Annotated in this window: 16 protein-coding genes; 1 reads left to right on the top strand and 15 read right to left on the bottom strand. The window is 36.7% G+C overall.

All coding sequences use genetic code 11. The features are described 5' to 3' along the window. Window positions 1-34: 34 nt before the first annotated feature. The 12 genes from OZX76_RS01365 to OZX76_RS01310 all read right to left on the bottom strand — a co-directional run bounded on the left by OZX76_RS01365 (window position 35) and on the right by OZX76_RS01310 (window position 11,291). Window positions 35-1,327, bottom strand: a complete 1,293-nt coding sequence (locus tag OZX76_RS01365) for an MBL fold metallo-hydrolase (RefSeq protein WP_277180318.1) — start codon at window positions 1,325-1,327, stop codon at window positions 35-37. Continuing rightward, window positions 1,311-2,135 carry a carbohydrate ABC transporter permease gene (locus tag OZX76_RS01360; protein ID WP_277180316.1) on the bottom strand — a complete coding sequence of 275 codons (825 nt, stop codon included), beginning with the start codon at window positions 2,133-2,135 and terminating at the stop codon, window positions 1,311-1,313. Before OZX76_RS01360 ends, OZX76_RS01365 begins: the two co-directional genes overlap by 17 nt. Next, window positions 2,136-3,002, bottom strand: a complete 867-nt coding sequence (locus OZX76_RS01355; protein ID WP_277180314.1) for a sugar ABC transporter permease — start codon at window positions 3,000-3,002, stop codon at window positions 2,136-2,138. Beyond that, window positions 3,002-4,087, bottom strand: coding sequence for an ABC transporter ATP-binding protein (locus OZX76_RS01350; RefSeq protein ID WP_277180312.1), 1,086 nt, complete (start codon window positions 4,085-4,087; stop codon window positions 3,002-3,004). Before OZX76_RS01350 ends, OZX76_RS01355 begins: the two co-directional genes overlap by 1 nt. 334 nt (window positions 4,088-4,421) lie before the next feature. Then, window positions 4,422-5,189 (bottom strand): ABC transporter permease, encoded by a 768-nt coding sequence (locus tag OZX76_RS01345; protein WP_277180310.1) that lies wholly within the window; start codon window positions 5,187-5,189, stop codon window positions 4,422-4,424. Between the two features lie 22 nt (window positions 5,190-5,211). Further along, the gene (locus OZX76_RS01340; protein WP_277180308.1) at window positions 5,212-5,967 is read right to left on the bottom strand and encodes an ABC transporter permease; all 756 of its coding nucleotides are present in this window, start codon (window positions 5,965-5,967) and stop codon (window positions 5,212-5,214) included. Further along, on the bottom strand, window positions 5,960-6,841 hold the full coding sequence (locus OZX76_RS01335) for an ATP-binding cassette domain-containing protein (protein WP_277180306.1): 882 nt from the start codon (window positions 6,839-6,841) through the stop codon (window positions 5,960-5,962). The genes OZX76_RS01340 and OZX76_RS01335 overlap by 8 nt, the downstream gene beginning before the upstream one ends. 34 nt (window positions 6,842-6,875) lie before the next feature. Further along, window positions 6,876-7,229 carry a helix-turn-helix domain-containing protein gene (locus OZX76_RS01330; RefSeq protein ID WP_277180304.1) on the bottom strand — a complete coding sequence of 118 codons (354 nt, stop codon included), beginning with the start codon at window positions 7,227-7,229 and terminating at the stop codon, window positions 6,876-6,878. Window positions 7,230-7,505: 276 nt separating this feature from the next. Then, on the bottom strand, window positions 7,506-8,414 hold the full coding sequence (locus OZX76_RS01325; RefSeq protein ID WP_277180301.1) for an L-lactate dehydrogenase: 909 nt from the start codon (window positions 8,412-8,414) through the stop codon (window positions 7,506-7,508). 341 nt (window positions 8,415-8,755) lie between these two features. Further along, the gene (locus tag OZX76_RS01320; protein WP_277180299.1) at window positions 8,756-9,253 is read right to left on the bottom strand and encodes a cupin domain-containing protein; all 498 of its coding nucleotides are present in this window, start codon (window positions 9,251-9,253) and stop codon (window positions 8,756-8,758) included. A gap of 77 nt (window positions 9,254-9,330) precedes the next feature. Next, on the bottom strand, window positions 9,331-10,179 hold the full coding sequence (gene nadC / locus OZX76_RS01315; protein ID WP_277180297.1) for a carboxylating nicotinate-nucleotide diphosphorylase: 849 nt from the start codon (window positions 10,177-10,179) through the stop codon (window positions 9,331-9,333). A gap of 2 nt (window positions 10,180-10,181) precedes the next feature. Beyond that, window positions 10,182-11,291 carry an MFS transporter gene (locus OZX76_RS01310; RefSeq protein WP_277133382.1) on the bottom strand — a complete coding sequence of 370 codons (1,110 nt, stop codon included), beginning with the start codon at window positions 11,289-11,291 and terminating at the stop codon, window positions 10,182-10,184. 354 nt (window positions 11,292-11,645) lie between these two features. On the opposite strand from OZX76_RS01310, the gene OZX76_RS01305 reads away from it, so the two are divergent. Further along, window positions 11,646-12,587, top strand: a complete 942-nt coding sequence (locus OZX76_RS01305) for an aldo/keto reductase (protein WP_277180295.1) — start codon at window positions 11,646-11,648, stop codon at window positions 12,585-12,587. A 49-nt stretch (window positions 12,588-12,636) separates the two neighbouring features. Here the strand turns inward: OZX76_RS01305 and rpoN are convergent, their stop codons facing one another. From rpoN to OZX76_RS01290, 3 genes are read right to left on the bottom strand one after another with little or no spacing between them, the layout of a single operon-like run. Further along, the gene (gene rpoN / locus OZX76_RS01300; protein ID WP_277180293.1) at window positions 12,637-13,899 is read right to left on the bottom strand and encodes an RNA polymerase factor sigma-54; all 1,263 of its coding nucleotides are present in this window, start codon (window positions 13,897-13,899) and stop codon (window positions 12,637-12,639) included. A gap of 46 nt (window positions 13,900-13,945) precedes the next feature. Continuing rightward, window positions 13,946-14,773: a PTS system mannose/fructose/sorbose family transporter subunit IID gene (locus OZX76_RS01295; protein ID WP_277180291.1), complete on the bottom strand. Its 828-nt coding sequence runs from the start codon at window positions 14,771-14,773 to the stop codon at window positions 13,946-13,948. Beyond that, window positions 14,770-15,591: a PTS sugar transporter subunit IIC gene (locus tag OZX76_RS01290; RefSeq protein WP_277180289.1), complete on the bottom strand. Its 822-nt coding sequence runs from the start codon at window positions 15,589-15,591 to the stop codon at window positions 14,770-14,772. The genes OZX76_RS01295 and OZX76_RS01290 overlap by 4 nt, the downstream gene beginning before the upstream one ends. Window positions 15,592-15,609: the final 18 nt, after the last annotated feature.

Raw genomic sequence — 15,609 nt, 5'->3', positions numbered from 1 at the left:
CCCAAAATAAAACTAAACAATAAATTTTGATTCACTAAAACGTAACTGTTTGGTTACGCTCAGGTAAAATCCGCTTCCCAAATGGGTTCTCTTCCAGCTCCGGATGCAATGTGTGCACCGGAATCAGTATTGCTGGCTGAACCTCCGCAATAATTTCCTTGAGCTCTTTAACATCCGCATGACCAGAACAGCGCAATGCCTTAAACTCAATCTTCTTTGTCGCAAATTGTTCAACAAATGGCCGATAAGCAGGATCAAACTCACCCAACGGTTCTGCATTTGAATGAATATAGATGCCACCTTCTTGCAACTTGTCAAAGTCAGCTACTGCCTGCCACAAGTATTTGCCCTTATCAGCTAACAATTCTTGGTAAGGAATTGCTAGTTCTGGTTGTAAGTCAGCAAACTTTTCATCCTGTGGCAAGTAATAATATGGATAAGCCTCACCCAATTCTTTAAGCAAGTGCGCCCGTGACGCATGCAATACGACTTGCCGGGGCGAATCACTAATAATTCTTAACAAGCGTTCAACATTAGTTGAATAAGTGTTAAAAGTCATCTGGCGTTCTGGATTTTCTCTTTGAAGTGTAACAATCTGCTCCGTTAATTCCCGCTCATTCTTCGGACCGGTAAATTCTTCACTATTTTGGTCATGCCGCTCTTCGGGCCAAGAAACTCCAGTGCCTTCAATAATGAGCACATCACTACCTTTAGCAGCTGCTAAGAATTGGTGCACCCAGTCGGGGTGATAACCATGAAGTCGAATATCGCCAGTATAGGCAATTTTCTTATCAGGGGTTGTCACAATTAAGCCAGTTGCCCCATAGGCATCATGATCGCTCGGCCATACCTCAAGGGTAATGTCGCCGACCTTGATTGGCTGACGATATTCTGCCGCAATAATTGGCCGCGTATAATTAGCCGCATGTCCTGCAGCCGGCAGCAGAAAATTGCCTAACTCATTTAATGCCGGCAGCATTTTGGCAGTAATCGGTCCAGCATAAAGAGGTATTTCTGGTGCCAAAAAGTTCATTGCCTTACTGTGATCAAGATGCAAATGCGACATGTACGCAGCCACATGCTCCCAACGCTCATGATTAATCGCCTTGCCCGTTAGTTGTGGATCATAAAAGTCTGGCACATCCCCAATTAGCTGATTTTTAATTAAAGTTGCATAACTTTCATCGGGCAAGTTTAATTCTGGCCGAAAAACTTCACCTAGGTCAAACAGCACATGTGACTTGTTATAAGCAACCTCAATCATTGGTCCGCCAATTGTTGTCAAACCATTATAAAAAGTAATCGTTGTCTTATCCTTTAAGGTCATTACGTACCACTCCTTGGATAATCTGTTTTCTAAAAATAAAGTACAAAATCAAAATTGGTAAAACCGTCAGCGTTGCTGCCGCTAGCTGCAGTTGGGTTTCACTTCCAGCATCTGACGCAAAAGTCGATAACCCATTGTTCAGCAGCCGCATTGTATCTTCATTAGTTACTAAGAGTGGCCACAGAAATGAATTCCAACCGGAAATAAAGCTAAGCAGGCCAACAGTAAATAGACCACCTTTAGACATCGGAACCAAGATTTTCCAAATGTACTCCCAATCACTAGCCCCATCAATCATGGCTGCTTTATAAATTGTCTCCGAAATCGAGCCAAAGTAACTTTGCAGGTAATACATGTAAAAAATTGACGTTAAAAACGGCAACACCAACCCAATATAAGTATTGAGCAATCCCATATGGGCAATCGTATTGTAATTGGTAAAAATAATCGCTTCTCCCGGCACCATTAATAACGAAAGCAGCACTATCTGCACAATGCCCTTGCCCTTAAAGTGCAGGTTAACCATTGCAAATGCACCAAGCAGTGAATTAAATAAGCTGACAATCGTTGTAATACTAGCAGTCAGCACTGTATTGAAAAAGTACCGTGCAAAAGGAGCTTGAGCGAAGACCTTTGCATAATTACTCCATTCAAAGTGATGCGGAATGAGCGTCGGCGGGATTGACGTCGTCTCTTGAAAGCTCATTAGCCCACCCAGCAGCATGTAAATGAACGGAAAAACCGTAATAATTGCGAAGATAAACAAAATAAGATAACTGAATAACACACCCCAACGTAGTTTCTTCATTTAATTTTCTCCGATCTTCTTCATCATTTTGCGCTGCAAGAATGTCGCAAACAAAATAATTAAAAATAAGACAACTGTTGCCGCCATTGCTACACCCGGTGTGCCAACAATCTGGAATTTGTTATAAATATAGAAAACCGCGGTTGTACCGGAATTACCAACCCCGGCTTGCCCGTTGAACAAGGCATAAACCGAAGTATAAATTTTAAAGGCACCAATAATATTCATCGTTAACAAAAAGGCAATGGTTGGCACTAATTCGGGCATCGTAATCCGCCAGAACTTGTCTTTGCCACTCGCACCATACATATCGGCAATTGTGTAAAAGTTCGGGTCAATGTTGCGCAGTGCTCCCATCAAAATAACGATGTTAAAGGCTAATCCTGACCAAATGCCAAAGATAATAATCGTAATCAACGACATTGCCGGATCATCAATCCAATCCGGTGCTGGCAGGTGCAAGCAGCGCAGGATAAAGTTCAACATCCCGTAGTCTCCGTTAAAAATATAACGAAAGACAATCCCAATCGCGATTGTTGAAGTTACATATGGCATAAAGAACGTCGTTTCAAAGAAGCTCTTATGCTTAACTTTGCTAAAAATAATCCACGCTAGCATAATCGAAATCGCTAAACCGACTGGCACCGAAATAACGGCGTACAAAATTGTATTTTTAATAGCCAGCCAAAACTCAGGATCATGAAAGATATACTGATAATTGCTGAAGCCAGTCCATGTTAAGTCAATTAATGAACCTTTTTGCAAGCTCATGCCGAAGGCACGCAAGATCGGATAAATACTGAACAACGTAACAAAAATAATTGTCGGCGCTAAGAACAACCACGCCTTTTTTTGATTTGTCTTCATTAGTACACGCGCTCTCCTTCAGGAGTAAAGAGAAAGATGCGGTCAAGTCGCAACGCCAATTTGATTTGGTCGCCGCGCCTTAATGCCGATTCTAAATTCACCAATGACCGTGCCTGAACATCATCATGGGTAAACTTCAAAATTCGTTCACGACCGATTAACTCGACATCATCAATCTGGGTTGCCAAGACACCATCTTCTTGCGGAATAATATTTTCTGGTCGTACCGACAATGTATATTCACCATCTGGCAAGTTGCGCTTAAATCGTGATTGCTCCAGCTCTGCCAATTTTATTGTAAAATCACTACCCTGCAATTCATCAGCAATTTTAGTAACCTTGAAATTATCAATCACAGGATTACCAACAAAGTTAGCAACGAAGTAATTATTCGGTTCCAAATAAAAGTTTTGTCCCAAATCATCCTGCTGAATAACACCATCATTGAAGAGAATAATCTTGTCGCCGATTGATAAAGCTTCTTCTTGATCGTGAGTGACAAATAGCGTTGTAATCCCCACCGACTTAACTAATGAACGAATTTCTTCACGGATTTTCAAGCGCAGACGAGCATCAAGGTTAGATAGCGGCTCATCCATTAATAAAATCTGCGGTTCCTGAACTAATGACCGCGCAATTGCCACCCGCTGCTGCTGGCCACCTGATAAGTTGCCCGGCTTTTCTTCGGCTAAATCTGTAATCTGTGTCAGTTCCATATACTTGCGCGCAATTTGCTCTGCTTCCGTCTTCGACTTCTTTTGCTTGCCAACTACTAACGGGAACATGACATTCTGAAGAACCGTCATATGCGGATACAAAGCATAGTTTTGAAAAACATAACCAATGTGCCGGTCTTTAGGCGCAATCTGCACTACTGATTTGCCACCAAATAAAATATCACCAGCAGTTGGACTAAGCAGGCCTGCTAATATATTCAAAATAGTTGTTTTACCACAGCCAGATGGTCCCAAAAGACAAACCAGATCCCCCTTTTTAACAGAAAAGCTAACGTCCTTAATGGCCTCGTACCCGTTATCGTAGACTTTCCTGAGATTTTTTACTTCAACGAATTTGTTATCATCCATACGTTCGCACCACTATATCTTGTATTAACTGTTTGTTTTCCTCCCTAATTTTAAGATAAATTACGTTTTAGCACAACTATCTTTTCTTAATAAAAATTCGTAATTTATTAAAAGTAAGTTACTTTTTAAAGTTAATATTCGCTTTTACTGCTTGAATAGTTAATTATTTACCCAAAATATGATTTAATGTTTCTGTTTTAGCATTAACAAAGACAAAACAAAAAGGCGGTAATTTCTTACTACCACCTTTTTGGCAAACTATTATTTAAAACTAAACTAATTAACCGAATATTAGTTAAAAATTTTATTATTTCGACTGATTAAAAAATACAGCTTAATTATAATTACTTTTCCTAAAAATCATGTAACCAAGAATAAAAAATATTAGTAAGTATACCAACGTCCCTAATATAATTTGTACATTTTCAAGGTGAGTTGTCGAATAGTACATTGCAAAGTTATAGTATTGCCTAGTTAGGCTAACCATATTTAATGGATTCCATTTAAGCACATTAACAAACTTGCCTAAATTTAATAAATTCGCTGAAACTGCTTGTCCTAAAAAGATAACCAAAAAACTAGTTGTAATCACAATTGCATTACTAGTAATCAAGCAAGATAACAAAAACACTAAGCTGATAATCAGCATCGTCGTTAACAAATCTATTAACATTGTATTAAGCATATTTAGCCAAATTGGTTGATTATATTCATAAATAGTAATCCAAGTTATTGTGGTACCCAGAGTTATCGACTTCAGACCAATGGTAAAAATAATTGCTAATGCATGTAAAAAGCAATCATAGGTAATAACAACAATATATTTAGATAGGTAAACGTCTAATTTTTTAGAAGCTTTATACAATATTGTCAAAATTGCATTATCTTGAAATTCCATCGAAAACATCGTTGACCCAATAATTACTAAAATAAACATTATCCAGTCTGGTGCATCATAACAGGTCATCAACAGGCGCTTCGATTCTCCATATCCCAAAGTACATGAAGCCATTATCATTAATATTAAGAGAATTACAGGTATAAACCATATAATTCTTTTATGTCGTTGTTTATAAAACTCTTGTTTAATATTAAGAATCATTTTTTATCTCATTTCACAAAAACTACACTCTTCGCCGTCTAAATAATAAGTAACCTAGAATTGCAAAAAGCAAGCTATAAAAAAGTGTTCCCATGATCAACTGCAAATTACTTAACTGAGAAACTCTGTAATAATGGGGCTTTGATAATTGTTGAGAAATAAAAACCATATTTAACGGATTCCATTTTAAAATGTTACTAATTGTTGGAAGAGTCTTCATTAAAGCTGTTGACAAGCTAGTACCAAAGAAGCCCCAAGCTAGCCCAATACAAATAACTACAGCATTAACTCTTATCAACATAATTAGCATAAAGGACATGGCCACAGCAAAAAGCGAGTAAATTATCATTCCTAAAATATTTAAACCAAGTTGAATTAAGATTGTTTTTCCAGCAATCACTGTAAATAAATTATATTGTCTACTCTTTAAAACTATACTTAGTAGAAGAGCAGTAATTATTGAAGTAGTAGCCAATACTATGCCATACAGTAAAATGGTCAAAAATTTTGCAATATAAATTTTTGATCTTTCAGAATTTTTATATAGCAATAGCAAAATAGTATTATTGCTGTATTCCATTGCAAAAAAAGCCGAACCAATTGCAATCAAAATAATTGGTATCCATTCAATTGCGCCAAAAACTGATATTAAACTATCAGCATTAGTCTTAGAAGTTAGCGCACTATAAATCATCAGCAATACTAAAGCAACTAGACCATACAGTGAGTTCTTTTGATGGATAAATTTATAAATTTCTTCTTTTAAGCTTCTAATCATGCTTTTCCCTTTGGTTAGCTAAAATATTAACTACAATTTGCTCAAAATCAGCTGTTACTGGTGACATTTCTCGTAAATGGATATTTTGCTTTAAAAGTTCATCTTGAATTTGATACAGATTCTGTGGTTTTACTAGCAAATAATTATCTCGTCTAGCAAAATTAATCTTTTTAGTTTCAAGTACAGCTTCTGCAAGAGAATTATTTTCAGTCATCAATTTATAATCTTGCTGGATAAAATGATTAAATTTTGTTACCTCTTGGTTCATAATAATTTGGCCATTATTAATTAAAATTGCCCTAGTCATCACTTTTTGTAGCTCACTTAAAATATGACTGGAAATTAAAAATGCTGTCCCAGTTTTAGTATAACGATATATAAGTTGCCGAACTTTAATTGTCGACTCAATATCAAGGCCATTCATTGGTTCATCAAGAATAATTAATTGTGGCGTATTTAAAAAAGCAATTGCTATTCCCAGTTTTTGTTTCATTCCTAAAGAATATCCTGAAGCTTTTGTATCAATATAATTATTCATTTCAAGCACAGTAATCAAGTAATCCATGTCTGATGATTGCTGACTGTATAGCTCTAAGTTCTGCCTACCAGTTAAAAAGGGATATACTGCTGGATGCTCTATTAGTGCACCTACATTTGCCAATGCATGATGATTAGTTTCAGTAACTTTTTGGTTATTTACTTTAACTTCACCAGTAAATTTTGTTAGCCCCAGAATAGTTTTCATTATCGTTGTTTTGCCAGCTCCATTTGGACCAATTAAACCAACAACTTCTCCAGACTTAATATTAAAAGTAACCTGATTAACAATTTTGTCGTGTCCAATAAAGACATTCAGTTTATCAACTATTAGCATATATTTCCTTCTAAACTAATTTCTTATCTTATAACTAAAGCTTAAAAAGTAACACAATTGTGAATATGAGAAGTAACCACCAAAAATGACTTAAGAAATCCCAAAAATTCATCGTGCCATAGCGCCGAACATATTTATTTTTTTGTGGATTAAAGACAAACTGCGTTTCATCTATTCTCGAGTCTGTCTTTATACCTAATACCAAATCATCTAGACTAACATTAAAAATTTCTGCTAACTTGACTACATTATCCAAATCAGGTGTTGAATCACCAGATTCCCATTTAGAAATGGCTTGTCTACTAATAAGTAATTTAGCTGCAAGTTCATCCTGAGACAGAGCATTACTTTTACGATAAGTTTTTAATTGTTCTGCAAATTTAATCATCTTTTATCCTCCTAAATTGTTACTCATTTAGTTTGTCATAATAGTTTAAATAAGCAAGCAACTATTTTAATCATTACGGTAAAAAGCAACTAACATTTACGCAACTAATACTTGCCGAACCAGAAAATACCCCAAGTTATAAGGCATAAATCTGGTTGCAGCCAAGATGGTATGCGATTTTATGTGAACTTCAAAATACTCAATAATTCTTTAAAATTTTACACAAAAAAATCAGTGAACTTTTATCAGCTCACTGATTTTTTGTTACTTATCTCACTAAATTTCTTTCTTTGCCTTTTCCTTAATAGTTTCGGCAGTTTGCTTCAGCTGTTTCTTTTCCTCATCAGTCAGATTCAATTCAACCTTTTGCACGATACCATCTCGACCAACTACTGCAGGATAGGACATATATGTTCCGTATTCTTCTTGGTAATTGGATACCGGCATTTCTGTACGTGAATCGCTCAAGACAGCTTCAACTAAGCGCACGGCTGCTGCTGCGATACCAAAATTAGTATATTGCTTACCAGCATAGACCGTGTAGCCACCCTGCTTGATTTCCTCATTCATCTCATCCAAACTCCAAGAATTCTTCTTAGCAGTTTCAATAAATGGCTTTTCCAAAACTTTAACCGTTGACCAAGCAGTAAATTGCGAGTCACCGTGTTCACCAAGTGTAAAACCAATAACTGAGCGGGGATCAACGCCCGTCTTCTTACCAACAGCACGCTTCATTCGTGCGGTATCAAGCAGAGTTCCTGTTCCAAAGACATGATTCTTCGGCAAGCCTGTCAATTCTTGATATAAACCCGTAATTACGTCAACGGGGTTCGAAATACAAATAATAATCCCATTGAAGCCACTCTTCTTAATGCCATCAGTAACTGCCGTCATGCGCGGCTTATTATACCGTAGCTCGCCAAAGCGATCTTTTGCGGACAACTTAATATTGCCCATTGCACTAATAATAATATCTGCATCCCCAAGAGCCGCATAATCATTAACCGTAATATTTGCATGATAATGTAAGTTGGCCATTGCGTCCTCAAAGTCAAGTGCATCTGCCTTAACTTTGCCTTCGTTTTCATCGATCAATACCAAATCGTCTACTAATCCAGAAACAATCAACTGATGTGCCACAGTACAACCAACATGCCCATCACCGATAATACCTATTTTGTTCATAACTATTTTTCCTTTCTGTCGATAAAATTGTTAATATAGACTACATTATAAGCTGATTTTCATTAAAAATAAAATTATTTTGAAAAATTAATTAAAATAATAAGTATGTGATTTTATTTATGCACAGGTTACAAATAGTAATGCACTCTTTAAAAATTATTATCCACATTTTCTGTTGATAACTTTAATTTTGTTGCCAGCTTTACCTTAGTTAGCCGATTTTTAGTTCAATCATGATTTTTTTACACAGGCTATGTGCATTTCCTGTTGATAAAATTTATAACTGGATTTTTCCACAAATTAAAAGAGTACTCCTATTTTCAGAAGTACTCTTTTATCCATTATTTTTCAGCAACTGTCATCCGCGTAATGACATCAGTTAATTTAGGATACTTGGTTAGCAATTCTTGCCGACTATATAAAATGAAGTCATGATAATCAAAGCCCGGCGCTACCACGCAGCTTACAAGACAAAAGCCTTCGCCGCCTTCTACTTCAGCACCAAAAATCGTATTCTGCGGTACACTGTATTGCAAAACCTCGCCATTCTTAATGTCCTTGCCCAATTTTACCGTCCAGTATTTACCAGTCTCACTAATACAATGGATTGTAATTGGCTGGCCATCATGATAAAACCAGATTTCATCGTGGTTTAACTTATGTAAATGTGATGGACTGCTGGCATCAAGTAAAAACTCAATTGAGGTGTAGCGATATCGTTCACCGTTACTTTCCGGAGCAAAATACTTGTCCGGACTGTGAGAAATGTCTTTAAACCAGCCACCTTCAGCGTGTGGTTCCAAGTCTAGCTGCTTAATATAATCTTCCTTAGTATTCATAAATTGTGTTCCCTTTCTTATAATTAAAGGCTGGTAATCAGAATTCATTTTACCATTATCCAGAAAAGTTGAGAAGACTACTTAATTGCACCTGACTTATAGACACCTTGTACTAAAAAGCTAATATCAATAGGAGTTACATCATTAGTCAAACATCCCATTGAAATATAATCAGTACCACAACCACGATAACTAGCCAAATTGGTCAAATTAACACCTCCAGAAATTTCAGTAACGATTTCATTAGGGACCAACTGAACCCATTCCTTAATTGTAGCTGGCGTTTGATTATCAAACATAATTGTTGTTGGCTTAGCTGCAATTGCTTCCTTTAATTCTGATAATGATTCAACCTCAACTTCAATTGGAGTCAACGGTCCTTGGACAGCCTTTAATGCAGTAATTGCCTTTTGAACTCCTCCCATCAGCGCAACATGGTTATCCTTAAGCATGGCACCACCAGTCAAGCCGAAGCGATGATTAACTCCCCCGCCAATTCTAACAGCATATTTATCAAACATCCGCAATCCTGGCGCGGTCTTACGCGTGTCCGTAATTCTAATCGAATCGTCATCTAAAAGTTGAATGGCCTTTTTAACAATAGTAGCAATGCCACTCATTCGTTGAATAAGATTTAATACCACTCGTTCAGCGCTCAAAATAACTGCCGCATCACCTGTCACTTCACCAATTTGCATCCCTTTTTTGACAAAAGTACCATCAGTTACTAACGGATGATAGTTAGCCTGACCTAATAGATCATAAGCAATCTGTGGTACTTGTTGCCCGCAGATAACGCCATCTTGTTTGGCGACAAAATGACCACTGATCTTTTTTCCAGTTAAAAATTGACTGCTATAATCACCTTTTTCAAGATCTTCCTCTAAAAAGCTAATTAGTTTCTGCCGTAATAATAGATTATTCATTATTAATCCTCATTAATTGATGCTTGCTTCTTAACAGTCGGTATTAACAGCATTGCTGCAGCTCCAATAATTAACGAAACCATGAAAATAACAAAAATTACGTTAATTCCAATCTTTTGGTCAATTAATACTCCTACCAGTAGTGGCCCGATTACTGCGCCAATTCGACCAATTCCTTCAGCTAATCCTGTCATTGTTCCTCTAATTGCAGGTTCATAAATGCTCGGTGTAATAGCAATAATCGTCCCATAAGCACCCAAATTAAAGAAAGATAAAATGCAGCCGCAAATTACCGTTGCAACTGGAGTTTGTGCCTGACCAAATAAAACGGCACCAATTGCTGTTCCAATCATATAAATTGCAAAAATATAACGTAGATTTATTTTTTTAGTAAGCCAAGCAGCAGTAAAGTATCCGGGTAATTGCGCAACGATAATAATTACTGAATAACCAAAACTATCTACCACACTGTTACCTTTACTTGTCATGATTCCTGGTAGCCACATAAACATTCCGTAATAGCTGAACATGACCATAAACCAAGCCAACCACAACATCATTGTTTTAAAGTTTAAAAATTTGCCAATGGCAAAATGACGTTCTTTTTTAGCTGGCTGCTTAATTTCTGGTACTTGCTTACGCACAACAATTGCAAAAAATGCACTAATTGCCGTTACGATTAGTAAACCACGCCAAGATAAAACACCATTCAATGCAAACGATAAAAATGACGCAACTAACCAGCCTAAAGCCCAAAAGCTATCAGCCAAAATTAACATTCGTGATCTTTTAGTACCACTATATAAGTCAGAAACATAGGTCGCTGCAACTGGCAGCTCACCACCAAGACCCATGCCAACAAAGAAGCGAATTATTAAAAATGAATCAAAGCCTTGAGCAAACGCCAAAACAAAGTTACCAATTGAAAACGTTAGTAGCGACAACATTAATGTGTCTTTGCGACCAATTCGATCAGCTAAATAACCGAAGAAAAAGCCACCACAAATCATTCCAATCGTACTAATTGAACTAATTAATCCTGTTTGTGAATTAGTTAATGCCCATTCTTTATGTACAATCGGCATAATAAACGATAATAAGCCAACGTCCATTGCATCAAACAGCCAGGCTGTTCCCACAATTGCAAAAATAAATCCTTTTTTCTTATACACTTTTTTACCCCACAAATTAGCAAATATTTAGTTAATTATTAACCACTCATAAGTCACCAATTGATAATTCGTGCTAATTGTAAACTTGTAAATGTAAAATTTCAATATAATTTTATTAAATAATTCGTGTTATTTTGATTTTTGGATATTTTTTTAGCATAAAGTTCTTGTTTAGTGAAATATTAGGTGCAAAATTATCAAAAATGTTTCCTTTTATGTTTATTACCAAATACCATCCACTTATTTTATTTTTCAGTCTAAAAAGACTTATACTAATCGTATGGAGGTACTCTTATGAAACAAATTAAAATTGGTCAAACAAACTTTACTGGCTCGGCCATTGCTTTAGGTATTATGCGGATGAATGCACTCACAACTGATGAGGCCATAGCTGCTTTAGACACTGCGCATGACGCCGGGATTAATTATATTGACTCGGCCGATATTTACGGTCATGGCAGGTCCGAAGAAGTTTTTGGCAAGGCATTTAAGCAATCGTCACTAACCCGCGATGATTTTTACATTCAATCTAAAACTGGTATTTACGAAAATCCGGAGCTAGATTACAAAACTACCCGTTATGATTTTTCAAAAAAGCATATTATTGAGGCCGTTGATGGCATTTTAACCAGAATGAGAATTGATTACCTTGATAGTCTCTTGTTGCATCGACCCGATGCCTTAATGGATCCAGCAGAAATTGGTGCTGCGTTTGACGAATTACAAACTGCAGGAAAAGTGCGCCACTTCGGTGTTTCTAACTTTAACCCAATGCAAGTTGCACTATTACAACAAGGTATCAGCCAAAAGCTACTGATTAACCAACTGCAATTCAGCGTGATGCACACTGGACCAATTGACTTTGGTATCCATACGAATATGACTGATGCGCGCAGCATTGACCATGATCGCGGCGTACTTGATTATTCACGCTTGCACAACATGACCGTTCAGGCATGGTCACCATTTCAATATGGACAAATCGAAGGTAACTTTATCAACAATCCTAAGTTTCCTGAAGTAAACGCGGCTTTGCAAAAATTAGCCGACCAAAAGGGTGTTTCCAAGAATGCCATTGCAGCGGCATGGATTTTGCGCCATCCTGCTAAAATTCAAGTGGTTATCGGTACAATGAACCCAGAACATATCATTGATAGTGCTAAGGGAGCCGATATTAGCTTAACCGCTCAAGAGTGGTACGATATTTATTTAGCAGCCGGCAATGATTTGCCATAAAATTTAACAATTAACAAATAACAGCAATCCGAAAATGCTCGAATTGCTGTTATTTTGTTTTGCGTTGATAACTATTAGCGATATTCAACTTTTGGCGATACTTCGTAATCACGCGCCGACTTAAGTTAATTCCTTTGGCCGCAAATTGCTCGACTAGCTGCTGATCACTCAAGGGATTAACATGGTCCTCATTCTTAATCAGCTGCATTAAGTCATACTCAATCTTTGCCTGTGACAAGTCGGCTGTGACTGCTCGCGGAAACAGCAGCTTCAAACTAAAAATTTTGTTTTGACATTGAATGTACTTATCTTTAATTGCCCGACTAATAGTGCTTGGGGCTAAATTCAACTCGCGAGCTGCCTCCTTTAACCCCAGCGGTCGCAATTGCTCTTTTTCAAGAGTAGTCAAAAAAGCATACTGCTGCTCACCAACAAATTTTCCTAACCGCATTAATGTTTGGTGGCGATGCATAATGGCGGCTTTTAATTCAACATAACGCTGTTTTTGTTCAGAAAAATACTGTTTTTGCTCAGATTGCTTCCTTAACTTAGAAAAACTATGCTCGTCAAATAAAATTTCAGGGATTTGATTTTGAAAGCTCTCAATTGTTAGACGACCATCATTTACCCGGTAAATTAGGTCAGGAATTAGATATTGCGTATTGGTGTTATTAATAAACTGACTCGCCGGCAGTGGATTTAAGGTTTGAATACTGCTTAATGCCTGTTGCAGTTGCTTCTGTGAATAACTACTATCTGACCATTTTTGTTTATCTGCTAATAGCGACAATTGCTTATTGGTTAACAATTCTATGGCAATCGAATTAAAATCAGGCTGTTTTTTTGCCTGCAATAGTAAGCATTCCGCTAAGTCACCTGCACCAATACCACATGGATCAAGCTCTTGTAACAAATCGCGAGCGTGAATTAATTCCGCAACAAGAAACTCTGTTTGCGTAGCAAGCTCAGTCAGGTCAACTCGTAAATATCCATCCTGGTCTAAATTGTAAATTAATAATTTAACTACTTGCTTTTCCTTACTGCGCCAATTATTTAGCTCAACCTGCATTAATAAATGGTCAACTAAGTTTTCCCCTTTTGGTGTTCGCAGCCATTCTAAACTGTGCTCACTATTTTGCGGCTGCTTTAGCGATACAAACGGATCGCTTTCAGCCAAATCCTTCATCACATTAACTAAGTCATAAGTACTGTATGACAGAACTGTCAAATTTTGCTTTAATTTGGGTGACAAAAAAAGCCGTGTGACAAGCTGCTCTTTTGGTTTTAAAACCATTTTTTGCAATCGTGCCATCGACTTTTCTCCTTTTAGTCAAATTTATTACTAGTATTTTTGTTCATTATACTACACCAATTAATCCTAAAACAATTGACAATATAAATATTCCCAACATAACCCAGTTAATATTAACTCTTTTACGTAAAAGATAAAAACATCCAACTGTAATCAGAAGTGGAACTAAACCTTTAAATAATTGATCTAAGTATCCTTGTAGAGCAATCGGCTTTCCTTTACCAATACTTAATGCAATTGTAGTTTTAAACTTGACATTCATTGCAGTCATACAGCCCATCATAAGTAATCCCAAGGTACTTGCAGCCTTAGTCAGAATTTGCATACCACCACTTTCATATACACGCTGAATAAAGGTTGATCCTAAGCTATAACCTACATACGTTAAATAAAACGATAAAAAAACAGCTGGTATATTATAAATAAGTAGAAACAAAATTGGTCCCATAATCGAGCCCTGCATTGAAAGACCTATCCCAATGCTTGCTGCAATAACTCTAAGAATTCCTTGAAAGAAAGTATCACCAATCCCAGATAAAGGTCCCATCAACGAAGTCTTTACGGCAGTAATTGATTGATCGTCAAAGTCATCGCCTCGAAGACTCTTTTCTTTTTCCATTGATGCAACAATACCTAAAATCAAGTTTTCTGCATGAGGAGTACAATTATACCATTGTACATGCCTTATTAACGCTGCCTCTTTATCTTTCGTTGTCTTATAGAATCTGTTGATTGCCGGTAACATACAAAATGTAAACCCACTAGCATGGAACTTTGCAGGTCCCATTCGATCAGCATGCATCGCAAAGGAACGTAGCGACATCGAATTTAACATTTTCTTTTCTTCTTTTGATAAATTTTCTGTTATTTTCATGCGAAAAAGTCCTCCTCTTCTTGTTGTTTTTGGTCTAAACCATTGTTTACTTTTGTTGCCACAGCAGATTTTTTCTTCTTTAAATCCAAAATATCTTTATCACGAAATGCCATTACAACCACTATTGCAATACCAATACATGCAATTGCTACTGCCGGTAAATTCAAATAAATCGTCAATACAAACCCTAGTAAATAAAATACTGCCAGTTTATTATCCCATAATATTTTCATTAACGTTGCAAATCCAACAGCCGGTAATAGTCCACCTGCAGTATTCAATCCCGCCATTAAATTTTGAGGAATAAATTTGACTAATGAACTTATTGCAGAAGAGCCAGCATAAACGCCTATAAAAGTCATTACTGCATAAATCCCATAATAAATAAACCAGGATAAAAAATGAATGAAGATTAAGCCTTTTTGATTATTAGTTGCTGCTAATTTATCCAAAATAGGTGCAAAAATAATCATGACACCATTTTTCAATGCTAATAAAACAAAAGCTGCTAAAACACCTATTGGTATAGTTAACGTAACTGCTGCCTTTTGACTAATATTCGTTGTGACCGCAAAAGTTACAGCTAATACTGTTGCAATAGCCGGCTCAGATGAAATTACACCACCAACATTTAGTGCTCCCATAAATACGGCTTCTAGGGTAGCCCCAATTGTTAAGCCAAGTTTTAAATTTCCCAAAAACAGTCCTGCTACAGCACCTATCACAATTGGACGATCAATATAACTATTGCCTGTTAAATAACTTCCTGCATAACAAAGAAGCATAACTAACATAGCAATTAATGCTGCTTTTAACATTATTTTCCCTCTCTTTCT

The organism is Lactobacillus sp. ESL0677, from assembly GCF_029392875.1.
Lineage (GTDB): Bacteria > Bacillota > Bacilli > Lactobacillales > Lactobacillaceae > Lactobacillus.
The sequence above is the reverse complement of the archived record's forward strand: the minus strand, read 5'-3'. Positions and strand labels throughout refer to the sequence as shown.

Excerpts from the sequence above, each read along its gene's own strand:
- OZX76_RS01365 (WP_277180318.1), bottom strand. The coding sequence starts at position 1,327 with ATGACCTTAAAGGATAAGACAACGATTACTTTTTATAATGGTTTGACA.
- OZX76_RS01360 (WP_277180316.1), bottom strand. The coding sequence starts at position 2,135 with ATGAAGAAACTACGTTGGGGTGTGTTATTCAGTTATCTTATTTTGTTT.
- OZX76_RS01355 (WP_277180314.1), bottom strand. The coding sequence starts at position 3,002 with ATGAAGACAAATCAAAAAAAGGCGTGGTTGTTCTTAGCGCCGACAATT.
- OZX76_RS01350 (WP_277180312.1), bottom strand. The coding sequence starts at position 4,087 with ATGGATGATAACAAATTCGTTGAAGTAAAAAATCTCAGGAAAGTCTAC.
- OZX76_RS01345 (WP_277180310.1), bottom strand. The coding sequence starts at position 5,189 with ATGATTCTTAATATTAAACAAGAGTTTTATAAACAACGACATAAAAGA.
- OZX76_RS01340 (WP_277180308.1), bottom strand. The coding sequence starts at position 5,967 with ATGATTAGAAGCTTAAAAGAAGAAATTTATAAATTTATCCATCAAAAG.
- OZX76_RS01335 (WP_277180306.1), bottom strand. The coding sequence starts at position 6,841 with ATGCTAATAGTTGATAAACTGAATGTCTTTATTGGACACGACAAAATT.
- OZX76_RS01330 (WP_277180304.1), bottom strand. The coding sequence starts at position 7,229 with ATGATTAAATTTGCAGAACAATTAAAAACTTATCGTAAAAGTAATGCT.
- OZX76_RS01325 (WP_277180301.1), bottom strand. The coding sequence starts at position 8,414 with ATGAACAAAATAGGTATTATCGGTGATGGGCATGTTGGTTGTACTGTG.
- OZX76_RS01320 (WP_277180299.1), bottom strand. The coding sequence starts at position 9,253 with ATGAATACTAAGGAAGATTATATTAAGCAGCTAGACTTGGAACCACAC.
- nadC (WP_277180297.1), bottom strand. The coding sequence starts at position 10,179 with ATGAATAATCTATTATTACGGCAGAAACTAATTAGCTTTTTAGAGGAA.
- OZX76_RS01310 (WP_277133382.1), bottom strand. The coding sequence starts at position 11,291 with ATGGACGTTGGCTTATTATCGTTTATTATGCCGATTGTACATAAAGAA.
- OZX76_RS01305 (WP_277180295.1), top strand. The coding sequence starts at position 11,646 with ATGAAACAAATTAAAATTGGTCAAACAAACTTTACTGGCTCGGCCATT.
- rpoN (WP_277180293.1), bottom strand. The coding sequence starts at position 13,899 with ATGGCACGATTGCAAAAAATGGTTTTAAAACCAAAAGAGCAGCTTGTC.
- OZX76_RS01295 (WP_277180291.1), bottom strand. The coding sequence starts at position 14,773 with ATGAAAATAACAGAAAATTTATCAAAAGAAGAAAAGAAAATGTTAAAT.
- OZX76_RS01290 (WP_277180289.1), bottom strand. The coding sequence starts at position 15,591 with ATGTTAAAAGCAGCATTAATTGCTATGTTAGTTATGCTTCTTTGTTAT.